14 protein-coding genes are annotated in these 13,885 nt (G+C 43.9%); 1 reads left to right on the forward strand and 13 read right to left on the reverse strand.

What is annotated here, in order from left to right; genetic code table 11:
• The first annotated feature begins 83 nt into the window (after window positions 1-83).
• Window positions 84-281, forward strand: a complete 198-nt coding sequence (locus tag Q0274_RS03635) for a hypothetical protein (RefSeq protein WP_298027761.1) — start codon at window positions 84-86, stop codon at window positions 279-281.
• Window positions 282-499: 218 nt separating this feature from the next.
• Here the strand turns inward: Q0274_RS03635 and Q0274_RS03640 are convergent, their stop codons facing one another.
• From Q0274_RS03640 to Q0274_RS03700, 13 genes are all read right to left on the reverse strand, one after another.
• Window positions 500-1,939, reverse strand: coding sequence for an ankyrin repeat domain-containing protein (locus Q0274_RS03640; protein WP_298027763.1), 1,440 nt, complete (start codon window positions 1,937-1,939; stop codon window positions 500-502).
• Window positions 1,940-2,310: 371 nt separating this feature from the next.
• The gene (locus tag Q0274_RS03645; RefSeq protein ID WP_298027765.1) at window positions 2,311-3,285 is read right to left on the reverse strand and encodes a hypothetical protein; all 975 of its coding nucleotides are present in this window, start codon (window positions 3,283-3,285) and stop codon (window positions 2,311-2,313) included.
• Between the two features lie 2 nt (window positions 3,286-3,287).
• On the reverse strand, window positions 3,288-3,470 hold the full coding sequence (locus tag Q0274_RS03650) for a hypothetical protein (protein WP_297964186.1): 183 nt from the start codon (window positions 3,468-3,470) through the stop codon (window positions 3,288-3,290).
• Window positions 3,471-3,551: 81 nt separating this feature from the next.
• Entirely contained in the window at window positions 3,552-4,202 is a 651-nt protein-coding gene (locus Q0274_RS03655) for a hypothetical protein (RefSeq protein WP_298027767.1), read from the reverse strand.
• A 4-nt stretch (window positions 4,203-4,206) separates the two neighbouring features.
• Window positions 4,207-4,341: a hypothetical protein gene (locus Q0274_RS03660; protein ID WP_298027769.1), complete on the reverse strand. Its 135-nt coding sequence runs from the start codon at window positions 4,339-4,341 to the stop codon at window positions 4,207-4,209.
• 176 nt (window positions 4,342-4,517) lie between these two features.
• Window positions 4,518-5,255 (reverse strand): fumarate reductase iron-sulfur subunit, encoded by a 738-nt coding sequence (locus Q0274_RS03665; protein ID WP_298027771.1) that lies wholly within the window; start codon window positions 5,253-5,255, stop codon window positions 4,518-4,520.
• The gene (locus tag Q0274_RS03670) at window positions 5,248-7,266 is read right to left on the reverse strand and encodes a fumarate reductase flavoprotein subunit (protein WP_298027773.1); all 2,019 of its coding nucleotides are present in this window, start codon (window positions 7,264-7,266) and stop codon (window positions 5,248-5,250) included. Before Q0274_RS03670 ends, Q0274_RS03665 begins: the two co-directional genes overlap by 8 nt.
• 10 nt (window positions 7,267-7,276) lie before the next feature.
• Window positions 7,277-7,960 carry a fumarate reductase cytochrome b subunit gene (locus tag Q0274_RS03675; RefSeq protein WP_297904688.1) on the reverse strand — a complete coding sequence of 228 codons (684 nt, stop codon included), beginning with the start codon at window positions 7,958-7,960 and terminating at the stop codon, window positions 7,277-7,279.
• Window positions 7,961-8,054: 94 nt separating this feature from the next.
• Entirely contained in the window at window positions 8,055-8,873 is an 819-nt protein-coding gene (gene lgt, locus Q0274_RS03680) for a prolipoprotein diacylglyceryl transferase (protein WP_297904690.1), read from the reverse strand.
• A 674-nt stretch (window positions 8,874-9,547) separates the two neighbouring features.
• Window positions 9,548-10,087, reverse strand: coding sequence for a hypothetical protein (locus Q0274_RS03685; protein ID WP_298027776.1), 540 nt, complete (start codon window positions 10,085-10,087; stop codon window positions 9,548-9,550).
• A 19-nt stretch (window positions 10,088-10,106) separates the two neighbouring features.
• A complete protein-coding gene (locus Q0274_RS03690) occupies window positions 10,107-11,264 on the reverse strand; it encodes a DNA polymerase IV (protein ID WP_298027777.1) in 1,158 nt (385 codons plus the stop codon).
• A complete protein-coding gene (locus Q0274_RS03695) occupies window positions 11,261-12,262 on the reverse strand; it encodes a bifunctional 3,4-dihydroxy-2-butanone 4-phosphate synthase/GTP cyclohydrolase II (RefSeq protein WP_298027780.1) in 1,002 nt (333 codons plus the stop codon). The genes Q0274_RS03690 and Q0274_RS03695 overlap by 4 nt, the downstream gene beginning before the upstream one ends.
• Before the next feature lie 16 nt (window positions 12,263-12,278).
• The coding region (locus Q0274_RS03700) for a WG repeat-containing protein (RefSeq protein WP_298027781.1) at window positions 12,279-13,885 on the reverse strand (1,607 nt) is incomplete at its 5' end.

Here is a 13,885-nt window from a genome sequence, read left to right on the forward strand (position 1 = left end):
TCTGCTATATATAAATTTATCTCATATTAATATAAGAACCATGATATTTCGCGATCTTATATAAATTATAGATGCTATATGCGATGATCAAGATATTAAAGAGAAACGACGATAATGCGGTTAATCTTATTTATAAATATGGCAAGCCGCTCGAATATTTTAAAGATCTGACGAAAAAGGATCTTAATTTAGATCATACTTTTTGGAATTTACTGCGGATATATCTAAGGAATGCGAAATTTAAAGATTATCTTATGGAGCTTGAAGATGCTAAGAAATAATTTCTGTAGATTAAACAAACCTACATAGCGAAAACGAATTTGTTGAACTTCGAGATTAAAGACTGTAATAACTGCTAAATTTAACAGCATCGCATTCATAAATTTAAGTAAAATTTAATTTAAAAAACAAAAAAAGCTTGACGCAAATTTAAAATCATTAAAATTTTATAAAATTTTGCCAAATACGTAGCGATCATATCCAAAAGCTTTACGAAATTTTACTTATTGGCAGACGCGGTATCTGCAGTCTTGGAACCCGCTTGCTCTAGCTGCTTAGACGCATCGCGCCTTAAAATTTTATCATACTCCTCCACTCTTATCACCTTGCCCTCATACTCTATTTTAAGATCAAATTCCAAGCCTTTTAAGTGCGAATATCTAAAAAATTTATCCAGATCAAAGCCGCCCGCACCCTTAAGCTCATCGCCGCAGAGCGCGGAATAGCGCTTTATAAGAGTATCGTAGATACCCAGCAGCGCCGTATTCGGCGTTACCGAGCCGCATCTATTAAGATCGGGCAGCGAGCCTCTGTTAAGCCGGATTGCACCCTTTTCCCAATCCTTTGGCTGCTCCGCCATAGTAAACCTGACCATATCATAATTAAAGCTATCCAACCAGCTCCAAACCAAAATAATCTCATCGTAACAATAATCATCCATATGCTCTAGGTATATTTTCTTATACTTCCTCAACGTATCCAAATCCTTACGGCAGTCATCGTATTTTTTTCGAATACGCTCATCGTCCGGAAGTCCTGCCAAATCGTATTTAAGCAGCAAATTTAGCATACTCACGTCATATCGTTGCGGCAGCATCTGATAGATGGAGCAGTTCGGCTGCCGCTTATCTTTGCGGTGTTTGAGCGTAAAAGCAATACAATTATCGTCCGTCCAAGCGGTAATCTCAGGTCTTACACCGCTGCTAAGCATAAGCTCCGTCATCTGCAAAAATCCGCCTGCTACGGCGTAATAGAGCGGATCAGATACCGCGCTAGTACCCTCGCTTTTAGGCGTTTCGTAATATTCCCTTACCTGCGCATCGCTAGTATCGGCGACCAAATAGGAATCGCAGCGTCCCGGAGTCGTAAGCCACGGACGAACATATTTAACGCTAGAAAAGCTAGCTCCGTGCTTAAGTAGAACTTCCGCGGCGGCGGTAGAGTTATTTTCGATGGCATAGCTTAGCGCCGAATGAGAAAAATCGTCCGTGCGGTTGATATCCGCTCCGTGATAGATCAGCTCCTCGGTGGTGTTTGCATCGTTGTAAAAGCTAGAATACATTATCGCCGTTATGCCAAAATGCAGCGGATCGCCCGCGGTGATGCGCTGCTCTCGCATAAATGCCAGAATACGCGCAGTGTCCTTGGAGCGCAAAAGCTTGCAGAAATACTCCATTCGCTCATCGCCATGCACTACGCATTCGTCCAAATCTAACTCGGCGCCCAGCCTTTCGTACCGGTACCTCGCTCGTGCAGCGCGATCCTCGTCCGTTAGCGGTCGATTGGAGGAGTTGCCGGAGGTCGCGGCGCGGCTTGCCGTGGAATTTTGTGCGAGCTGAGTTTCGGATCTATCCATAAGTGCACTGCCTGCGATCAAGAAAAATAGGCCTGCCGTAACAACCAAGCACGCTATGATGAGCTTGGATTTTATCTCTTTCAAAGCAACCTCCGCAAATAAAATGACAAATACTACCGAGTGTGAGCTTAGCCGAATATAAACGGGTGGGATTTCACAAGGCAATTTCGCCCGAGCGAAATTCGCAGGGCGAGGTTTAAGAGAGTTTAGGCGCAAAATTTTGCATACGGAATTTTACCGATAGAATTCCGCGTAGAAATGTCGCAGAGGTGAAATTCTACCGACGAAATTTTATTCCAGCGACAGGCGGCTAGAATTTCAACAAGCGCTTCTACGCATAAAATTTAGCGCTAAATTTACCGTATTTATACTCGGTATCGCTACGAAATTTAGTGGCGGCTACCATAAAATATTGAAATTTTAGTTTTAAATTTACCGCCCCTTCGCATATCCTCCTAGATAAAAACCGTATAGTCCTTTTTAATATAGTCTATATTTATATTTTTCTGCAAAAAGTACTCTTTAACTTCGTTGTAAATTTCGCTGCTATATAAATAAATCAAATAGTAGTGTGCCGATATAGCAACGGCATTGTATAGATACTTGCCATATCCAGGTCTGGCGACTTTTATAAACGGGAAAATTTTAAATCCCTTTAAAGAGTGGTTAATATAGAAATAGACGATTAGTTTTAGAAGCATATTGGTTATATACATAAAAATTAGCGCTACCAAGAAAAGACCCAGAGAACCGACACATAATACAACTAGCACAATAAAAGATGAGGTGCGAAAATTTTCAGTTGAAAAATTTCTACGCAATACTTCCTCTTCCACTTTGCACTGCCTTTTAACGACCCCTTTATCTAAAAATTCTATATATTGATCGGTAAATCTTATTTCGCGTTTATTGCGTATTACGGTAAAGATATAAGTAATAACGGCGATCAGTAATAGCGCCATGCAGGACAGCAAATATTCGTATGTATTGATATATCCGAAGTCTATAATATCTCGAATAAGAAATAGCGGCAGACCTGATGTCGGAAGAATTATAAAAAGCCGCGCATAAACAAAAAATTTTTCATAATTTTTGATGATTATCGGCTCTTTATCGTAATCTCTGGTCTTAGAATTTTTAAATAAAGTAGCATTGTCTGGATCTAAATTTTGAAATTTTCTACCACGCTCTGCGTTTAAATTTGGACCGTCTGAATTTTTGTCATTAGAATTTAAAGCTTTAGAATTTTTATTGTTTAAATCTGAGGCATCGAAATTCGAAGCATTTGAATTTGAGGTATCGGATTTTGAAGTATTAAAATTTAAGACATCAAAATTTTGAGCGTCAGAATTTTCTTGCGAGCCTTGCTCTAAATTTTGACGTCGTTCGTTTAGAATTTTCTTTAGCTCTTCAAGCCTTGCTTCGTTCATCCTTATCCCTCACTAGCGATTTCGAAAGCTTGCCTATTTTGCCTTTTGTAGCTTAAGTGGATATTAAATTTACGAAACATAGCTTCAATTATATTACAAAATAGCAGAGCACTATCTTTAAATTTTACAAATTCTTTTTCTGCGCGATCAAGCTCAATTTGCGCATTTAATTCTCTCTTATCCATGTTTAAACTCCTTGTGAAATATCATAAATTCTTTTCTAACATTATCTATATTAATACTCTTATGTAATAAAAAGTATCTCTTTAATTCCACAAATAATCTTTATTAGAATTTATAAAAATATTTATTATGATGCCATCTTTAGAATATATTGCCAAACGATCATATATTTTGTTTGCTTCCAAGCCGCCAATTACAGTACAAATTAAATTCTTTGGAAGAATGAATATTGTGGTCAACAATATAAATACAACTATAAAGTCTTTAAAAACAAATAAGATCATTGTTATTATAGTAGCAAATATACAGAAATAGAAGAGTTCTTTTGAAATTGGAAAATATTCTGGTGTAGAAGTCCTAGTATCCATATTTTTAGATATCTTAATAATTTCATCTAGATTTATTCGGAAGATTTTTATTCCTTCGACTTCTACCGAAATAAATTTTTCGTTAAAAATTATAAAGTGCCTATTAAATGGTTTATCGCGCTCAATAATTCTAATAAATGGAATAATAGTGCAAAAAATAATGAAAAAATAAGAATCTTCTGATTTGGAAAATTTTTCAACACCAAAATTAGACAATATTCCTATTTGAGAAAGTATTATGATCAATACTAATATACAAAATTGGAAAAAACCTATTAAAGCACTAAAATCCTTTATTATTAACTCTTTTTTACAATAGGTATTCATATTTATATTGGAATTTCTATCATTAAAATTTCTAGACAATTTTTTAGTTCCAGATTCCGTTTATATGAATTGGGTATTTTAAGCTTTCAAGATTAAAACTATTCCTAGAGCTCTGCTCTAAATTTTGACGCCGTTCATTTAGAATTTTCTTTAGCTCTTTGGGCTCTGCTTCGTTCATCCTTATCCCTCGCTAGCGATCTTAAGCGATTTCGTATTTTACTTCTTTATCGCTTGGGATAGTATTAAATTTAAAGCTACTTCGCTTGTCTGACTCAAGCATTTTGGAATTTGTCTATCGAGGTAAAATTTATAAAATTGGAAGATAAATTTAAGCGGGAATATCCCGCTTAAATTTTATTTGCCGCAGCCGCATTTGCCCTGAGCGGCAAGCTTGCGGCGGATATAGGCGATTTTGCTTTGAAGCGGAAGGTGCTTAGGACAGTTGTCCTCGCAGCCTAGCAGCGTCATACAGCCGAATACTCCGTCATCATCGCCGATTAGCTCGTAAAAATCCTCATCGGTTCGCTTATCCAGCGCATCGATCTGAAAGCGCGCTACGCGGTTAATACCGACGGCGCCAATATAATCCTTTCGCATTATCGCTACGCCGCATGCAGCTACGCAGATACCGCACTCGATGCAGCGATCCAGCTCGAAAACCTCCTGCGCGACCTCCGGTTCGACCTTCTCCTCAAGCTTTGAGATATCGGTCTCGTGATCGGTGTGGATCCAGCTCTCTACGCGTTTGCTCATCGCATTCATCCAGTTGCCCGTATCGACGCTGAGGTCTTTTAGCAGCTTGAAAACCGGAAGAGGCATAAGCTCGATCACGCCATCCGGATAGTCCTTGGTAAGCGTGCGGCACGCAAGCTGCGGCTTGCCGTTTACGAGCATACCGCAGCTACCGCAGATACCCGCGCGGCAAACGAAGTCGAAGCTTAGCTCGGGATCAAATTTCTCACGAATCACGTTAAGCGCGATAAACAGCGTCATTCCGTCGGTCTCTTCGAGCTCGTAAGTAGCGAAGTGCGGCTTTGAAATTTTGCTTAGCGGATTATACTTAAATGCCTTTATTGTTATTTTTCTACTCATATCCTATACCTGCTCTTTCGTTAGGTGCTTTATATTTTGGCTGCAATTCATAATGCATCAATGCCTCTTGAATTTCATATCTGCCCTTGCCCTCGGCTTGCATTTTCTCGCGAATTTCATCGACCTCTTTTTGGCGCACGGCGCTGTCGGGATGCTCGATGATATTGCCTTTGGCGCCGTATCCGCGGAATGCAGGCGGCATCTCCATCTTCATAATATCAAGCGGCTCGTAGCTTAGAGTAGGCATAGTATCGCCCTCTTTCCAATTTGCAAGCGTTCGTTTTAGCCAGTTTAGATCGTCGCGTTTCGGATAATCCTCGCGGAAGTGTGCGCCGCGGCTTTCGGTGCGATCAAGCGCGCCCTTGGCGATACAAAGCGCAAGCTTTAGCATCTTCGGCACGCGGTAAGCCTCCTCAAGCTCAGGATTTCCGAAAAGCTCTTTATTACTTACTTTGACGTCTAAGGACTGCTTGTAAAGCTCCTCAAGCTCTTTTACGGCTTTGGCTAATCCCTCGCCGGTGCGGAAGATCGCGCAGTGCTCCCACATAACGTCTTTCATCTTGTTTTTTATCTCGAATACGTTAAATTTACCCTCTTTTTCAAGCAGGCTTTTAATGTAATTTTTCTCTTTATCTACGAATTTTTCGATATCATGTGTATTGATATCGACGTCGTGTCCTTGACAATACTCCGCAAAATACTCGCCCACGATCATGCCCGCGACGACGGTTTCGGCGACGGAATTTCCGCCCAAGCGGTTAAAGCCGTGCATATCCCAGCACGCAGCCTCGCCGGCGCTGAAAAGTCCAGCTAGCGTTGGACTCTCGCCCGTGGCTTTTGTTTTGATGCCGCCCATCGAGTAGTGCTGCATAGGAAGGATCGGAGCCCAGCCCTTGCCGCGCTTCCTGCCCTGCTCGTCGGTTATCACCTCGGTGTCAGCAGGATCGATGCCGTTGAAAATCTCGCAAATTTCTTGCACGTCGCGTAAATTTTTCTCGATATGCTCGCGTCCAAGGATCGATATGTCAAGCCAAACGTGCTCGCCGTAAGGGCTTTTGACGCCCTTACCTTTTCTTATGTGCTCCATTATGCGGCGGCTTACGACGTCGCGGCTAGCAAGCTCCTTTTTCTCGGGCTCATAATCCGGCATAAAGCGGTAGCCGTCCACATCGCGTAAAATTCCACCGTCGCCGCGGCAACCCTCGGTAAGCAGAATTCCGCTCGGAACGATAGGCGTAGGGTGAAACTGCACCGCTTCCATATTTCCAAGCTGCGCGACGCCGGTCTCAAGCGCGATAGCAGCACCTATACCCTCGCAAACGACGGCGTTTGTGGTGTGTTTATAAACTCTGCCGTAGCCGCCGGTAGCGATTAGCGTGCCCTTTGAGACGTATGCGATCAGCTCGCCGGTAACCAAATCGCGCACGATTGCGCCGTAGCAACGGTTATTTGCATGAATTAGCGCGATCGCTTCCTTGCGGTCGTGAATATCGACATTATGCTTTAACGCTTCGTTTGCAACGGCAAAAAGCATAGTATGTCCCGTAGCATCGGCGGTATAGCAGGTTCGCCATTTTTTCGTGCCGCCGAAGTCACGGCTGTGGATAAGCCCGTGAACCTCATCTTTTTCGGTAATCGTGGTTTTTTGAGCATTGATAATAGCGCTTCGCTCACCTCTAGTAATCCTAGTCCAAGGAACGCCCCAGCCCGCAAGTTCGCGGATCGCCTTAGGTGCCGTTTGTGCAAACATCCTAGCAACATCCTGATCACAGCCCCAGTCGCTACCTTTTACGGTATCGGCAAAGTGCACGTCCTCATTGTCGCCCTCGCTCATCTTGGAATTTCCCAGAGACGCCTGCATACCGCCTTGAGCTGCGGCAGAGTGCGAGCGCTTAACTGGGATCAGACTCAAAACGATGGTGCTAAGCCCCTTCTCACCGGTAGCGATCGCAGCTCTTAAGCCCGCCAAACCGCCGCCAATAACTAAAGAATCGCAATATATTACATTCATTCTAAACTCCCTATTCTAAACTTAACCATTTGAAATCGGCGATTATCGAAAGCAAGAAAAATGCACCCCAAACGATGAAAACCGTCTTTTTGATGAGGGCTCTTTTCCTTTGAATTTCCGCCTTCGTGCCGTCTATGCTAATCCATTTCATATAAAGCCTATAAATTCCAATACTAGCGTGAGTTACTACGAAAATCAATAAAACAAAATAAAATAAATGAAGCTGTCCGAATCTCGCGATAGCAAGATCTGCAGTAATTTTCGGACCGAATACGATCATTAAAATATGAGCCGCCGCAAAGAAAAATAGGAAAAATCCCGTCCAAAACTGAAACCACCAAAGCGTCGTATCGCAATGCTTCATTCGCATTTTGTGCGCTTTAAACGCTCTGTAAGCGGCGTAGTTAGCCGGAAATTTTCTCATAGCCAAAAACGCGTGAATCACGAAAATCACGAAAATTACAAAAGCGACGATGTTTGTAACGAAATAAATTCCGCCCGGTTCGGCGAAATGTACGACGCCCTCAAACGCGCCCTTACCGATCAAAATCGTGCCGGTAAATATCATATGACACAGCATAAAACAGGCCAAAATCAGCCCGCTGATGCTTTGCGCCACGTCTTGCAAAGCCATAATGCGGCTCTTTTTGCCGTCTATGGATCTGCCCGTAAAGCCTTCAATGCGACCTAGCATAGGTTCTCCTTAAAAAAGATGATTATAAATCCCCGCTAAACGAAAATTTACATTTTTGTAAAGAGATTATATTACTTTTTAACTTTAGATTAATTTAATTTCTGCAAATTAGTTTTTTCTTCAAAGACTGCTTTAAGAAAACTGCTATCAAAAACATAACTAAAGATAAAATTTGCCCCATCGATAAATTTAAAAATATAAAACCAAGCCCATCATCCGGCTGCCTAAAAAATTCTACGAAAAATCTAAACGCCGTATATAGCATCGCATACAGGCATATCAGCTCGCCGTTAAATTTCTTAAATTTACGGTAGAAAAATAAAATCACGAAAATTACCAGTCCTTCCAAAACCGCTTCGTAAAGCTGGCTTGGGTGACGCAACGTGCCGCCTACCAAAATCCCCCACGGCTCGCTCGTCTCGCGCCCGAAAAGCTCCTGATTTAAAAAATTTCCCACGCGTCCGAAAAAATACCCAAGCGGCACGCTAAGCGCCACGAGATCGAGCAGCGCCCACATATCGGTTTTAAATTTTTTGCAAAACCAAACCGTCGCGATCACGAATCCGACGACCGCGCCGTGATAGCTCATACCGCGAATGCCCACGAACTCGCCGTTATGAAAGGGGTTGAAAATTTGCCACGGATGGCTGAAATACCACGCCGCCTCGCCCGAATAAATCGCGATATATCCCAGCCGCGCGCCCAAAATGACACCCACTTCGACCCAGATAAAGTAGCGATCAAGCATCTTATCGCTGAAGTCAAGGCCGTCTTTTCGCACGAAATACTTGGCGATAAATAGCGCCGTAAGTAGCGCCAAAACATACATAATGCCGTACCAGTGCACGTTTATGCCAAACGCACTGAATGCCACGGGATCAAAGTGGGCGTAAATTTCGTTCCAGTAATTCAAATTTTTCCTTTGTTTTAAATTTTAAAATTTAACGGCGCGCATCGGACGCTGCGTGGCGAACGCTCGGCAAAAGACGCAAAGCGACGCAAGCGCTAGGCGCCAAACTTAGTTTTCGAACGCTCGATCGCACGCGCGAAACACGTAAGACGCGAATCCTAGCGATAGCGTCAAACGATGCACAGGCCACCTCGCATGAAATTTCAAGCGACGACGCCAGATGGGACGCAAGGCGCCACACGTAAAGCACCGAGCGGCGGTACCAGACGACATACAAAGCGACACGCAAGACGCCAAAGCGCAAAACGACGCGACGCGGACAAAGCACGCAGTACCCTAATGCAGGCGGCGCAAAACAAGAGCACCGGACGCCGAGCAAAACTCGCAGTGCGCGCAAAACAAACGTCGAACGGCACATGCGCAAAATACCGAATGCCGCGCAGAATTCAAAACGACGCGCGATGGACAAACGCCGACGCACAAAACAGCAAGGTAGATACTTTGCATCCGCGTAGATAATGCAGATAAAATTCGCCTATCTTGCTTAGCTTATCGCACCCGCAGGAGCTGTACCGACTACAACGCAAGAAATCCAGAAAGCAAGCTTTAAATTCTATCTCTATGCAGCACTCTCCGTGTCGAACACGCAAAAAAATACCGAGCGCGCGTTCTAAATTTTAAATTCCAAGCCCCAGCGTCTCTTTAACCACGCGGCAAAAATCCGCCAAAAACCACCCGAGCGCCTTGTAGTAGCTGCTTTTGGCGTTTATCTGCACGTGCGTAGCAAGCGCGGAAAAGCTAGGAATGATAAATTGCGCCAGATAAAGCGTCAAAATTTTATGGGATTTCGCGTCCGTGTTTTGCTTAAAGATCATGGCAAGCAGCGCTAGCATATTGGCCGCATGAGCGCTTTTAAGCTCCACGAAAGGCTTTTTGAAGCGGCATTTTTCATAAAACAGCTCCACTTCGCTTTCGCTTATGAGCTTGAAAAAATCCATCTCAAACGCCCCTTTTAGCGCCTCAAAATCGCGCCCTAGCGCTGCGTAGTCCTCGCCCTGTACTTTCTGCCAAAGCTCATGACCGTTTTTGTTTTCGATATTTTTATTTACGATGATCCACTTTTTGCCCAAGCCGCGCAACTTCCGCTCATCTATCACGCCTTTAAAATTCGTCGCGAAGATTATGCAGATCACCGAGTATAGCTCGCCTAGTTTCATCTTTTTCCTTTAAATTTAATCAAATTTCGCTCGCTTTTTTTAGCTTTTCGATGCCGAATTTTTCCCAAATCCTGCTTAAAGATCGATCTAAGCTCTGCTGCTTTTTATCAATCTCGCCAAAGAGCAGCGAGCCGCCCGATCTGCCACCAAAATTTGAAAGATTTAGCGCTACATGGATTATCTGCGCGCCTTTTTTCACGTCGCAGAGCTTAAACAGCTCAAGCGCGGTCTCGCTCAGCAAGCTTAGACTAAACGCCCTATCCTGGCTGATCTGATGCGAAAACTCCTCGCGCGATTTGTAGCGGATCTTTAGATCATACGTCGCGGGCTTTAGGCCCCTTGCGAGCACTTCGCCCGCCAAATGGCGCGCCAAAATTAAAATTTTACGCCGCAGCTCGTTGCGATCGGCGCACGGCGCGAAGCTGCGCCCAAAGCCGATGCTTTTGCGCTCGCGCTTTGAGACGACCTCGCCCTCATCCTCGCCGCTAAGGGCTGCGAAAATTTTCCTGCCGTTTGCGCCCATCTTTTCAAAAATTTCTCTGTGCCCTAGCGCGTCGCCGAAGCTTACGATGCCGTATTTGCCGAGCGTTTTTTGCGCCGCTTTGCCGATGCCGGGGAATTTTGCCACAGGCACGGCGGATAGCTCGCGCGCGATTTGCGATTTTAAAATTTGCCGCACGCCGAAGGGCTTAGCAAGGCTAGTCGCGAGCTTTGCGATCAGTTTTGCTTCGCTAAGGCCTACGCTGCACGGAAGGCTAAAGCGGCGCATAATCTCGCTTTGTAAAAACGCAGCAAAGCTCAGTGCGTCCGCGTCGTAGGGCGTGCCGCGTAAATTTAGAAAAAACTCGTCGATGCTAAATTTTTCGATCTCAGGCGTAAAGTTTAGTAAAAACTCATAAATTTCGCGTGAAATTTTTCGGTATTCGCCATGTCTGGCGCGCACCAAAATGAGCTGCGGACAGAGTCCGAGCGCGATTTTAACGGGCTGAGCCGAGTGCACGCCGTTCGCTCTGGCCTCATAGCTCGCGCTTAAAATCACGCTTCCAAGCTCGCTCTTACCGCCGAAAATCTCCTCGTCTCCGCCTCCGACGACTGCGATTTTTTTGCCGGCAAGCGCGGGATCGGCAAGCCTCGCTACAGAGACGAAGAAGCTGTCCAAATCGATATGAGCTATCAAACTATGTCGATCCCAAAACCGCTAAGCCCCGCGTAGTCTTTCGGCTCGCTCTTGCTTAAAATTTTAATTTTTCTCACGCCCAGATGCGCTAAAATTTGCGCTCCGATGCCAAAGCTCTTAAAATCGGCGCGATTTTGCGCGGATTTTAGCATCAAAAGCACGCCGCCCTCTTTGCGCAAAATGTCCAGATCGCGCATGAAATCGTTAAATTTCGTATCGCTTAAAAACTCCAGATCGCTTGAAATTTTATGAAATTTCACGTTCGTCTGCGCGCTCTTTCCCAGCTCGCCGAAAATATATGCACGGTGCTCGTTGCCCTCGTGATCGCTCACCTCGTAAAATTTCGTCGCCTCGCCGCACAGCAAAGCGCTTTTTGGCTCGCTAAATTTAACCAGAGTTTCGTGTTTTAGGCGGTACTGCACGATCTGCGCGACCGAGATCATATTGATGTCGTGCTGCGCGCAGAATTTTTCCAGATCGTCCCTGCGCGCCATATCGCCGTCGTCTTTGACGATCTCGCAGATCACGGCGCTTTGCGAAAGCCCCGCCAAGCGGCACAGATCCGTAGAGCCCTCGGTGTGCCCCGTGCGGGCGAGCACGCCGCCGCTTTTGGCGATGAGCGGGAAGATATGTCCCGGGCGAACGAAATCATCCGCGCGAGCGCCCACGCGCGACATCAGCTCGATCGTCATATTGCGCTCATACGCGCTCACGCCCGTCTTGGCATCCTTCGCGTCGATCGTGACGGTGAAGGCGGTCTCGTGGCTCGAAGTGTTTTTATCGACCATCAGGCTCAAACCTAGCTGCTGCGCGATCTGCGGGCTAAGCGCCACGCACAGTACTCCGCGAGCGTGCGTGATAGCAAAATTTACCTTCTCTGCGCTGCTAAATGTGCTCGCAAACACCAAATCGCCCTCGTTCTCGCGATCGACGTCATCGACCATAACGAGCATTTTGCCGTTTTTCAGATCCTCGATCGCTTGCTCTACGCTAACCATTATCTCTCCTTTAAATTTACGATATTATTTTGCCGTTTCTATCGACGATAGTTTCGCGACCGTCCAGTATGATTTTGACGTAGTCGTCGCTTAAAACTTTCAAGAATTCTACTTCGTCGTAGAACATAGGCTTTAAAATTTCATTATCCTCATCGTCCAGCAGGCCCCATTTGCCGTCTTTTTTGACTTTAACATATCCTTTATAATATATGACTTGATCGTATATGCCAGACAGGGTATCGGCTAAAAAGCATATTTTGTCATAAATAAAAGGGATGACTTCTTTGCCGGTTTTGTCTATGAGGCCATATTTACCATCTTTTTTGACCCAAGCTAAACCTTCGCGGAAGCCCCAAGCGCCATCATATATACAAAGGATGACTTCTTTGCCGGTTTTATATATAATACCCCATTTGCCGTCTTTTACAACTGCAGCTAAGCCTTCTTTAAAATCATCAACCTTATCATAGATACAAGAGATTATCTCTTTGCCGGTTTTGTCTATATAGCCATATTTGTCGTAATCTCTGACCTTAGCTAAGCCTTCTTTAAAATCATCAATATAATTACAAATACAAGGAACGACTTCTTTGCCGGTTTTGTCTATGAGACCGTATCTCCAATCCTTTTCAACTTTAGCTAGACCTTCTTTAAAATCATAAATACGATCATAAATACAAGGAACTATCTCTTTGCCGGTTTTGTCTATGAGGCCATATTTGTAATCCTTTCTAACTTTAGCTAGACCTTCTTCAAAATAATCAATACGATCATAAATACAAGGAGCAATCTCTTTGCCGGTTTTGTCTATGAGGCCATAGTCGCCGTCATAGTTGCCGTATTTTTTGACCTTAGCTAAGCCTTCTTCAAAATCATAAATCTCACCATAAATGCAGGGAGTAATCTCCTTGCCGGTTTTATCTATATAGCCATATCTGTCGAATTCTCTGACCTTAGCTAAGCCTTCTTTAAAATCATCAATATCATAATAAATACAAGGAGCAATCTCTTTGCCAGTTTTGTCTATGAGACCGTATTCGCCGTCTTTTTCGACTTTAGCTAAACCTTCTTTAAAATCATCAATATAATGATAAATACAAGGAGCAATCTCTTTGCCGGTTTTGTCTATTAAGCCCCATTTACCATCTTTTTTAACATGAGCTAAACCTTCTTCAAAATGCCAGACATCATCATAGATACAAGGAGCAATCTCTTTGCCGGTTTTATCTATTAAGACCCATTTACCATCTTTTTTGACTCGCACCAAGCCTTCTTTTAAATACAAACCTCCATCACAAATACAAGGAGCAATCTCTTTACCAGTTTTATCTATAAAGCCATATTTTTCGTCTTTTGTAACCAAAGTTAAGCCTTCCTCAAAATCCCCAACTGCATCATAAATACAAGGAGCTATCTCTTTGCCGGTTTTGTCTATGAAGCCATAGTCGCCGTCATAGTTGCCGTATTTTTTGACCTTAGCTAAGCCTTCTTTAAAATCATAAATCTCACCATAAATACAAGGAGCAATCTCTTTGCAAGTTTTATCTATGAAGCCATATTTACCGTCTTTTTTGACCTTAGCTAAGCCTTCTTCAAAATTATAAATCTCATCATAAATACAAG

Source organism: uncultured Campylobacter sp. (genome assembly GCF_937973075.1).
Classification (GTDB): Bacteria; Campylobacterota; Campylobacteria; order Campylobacterales; family Campylobacteraceae; genus Campylobacter_B.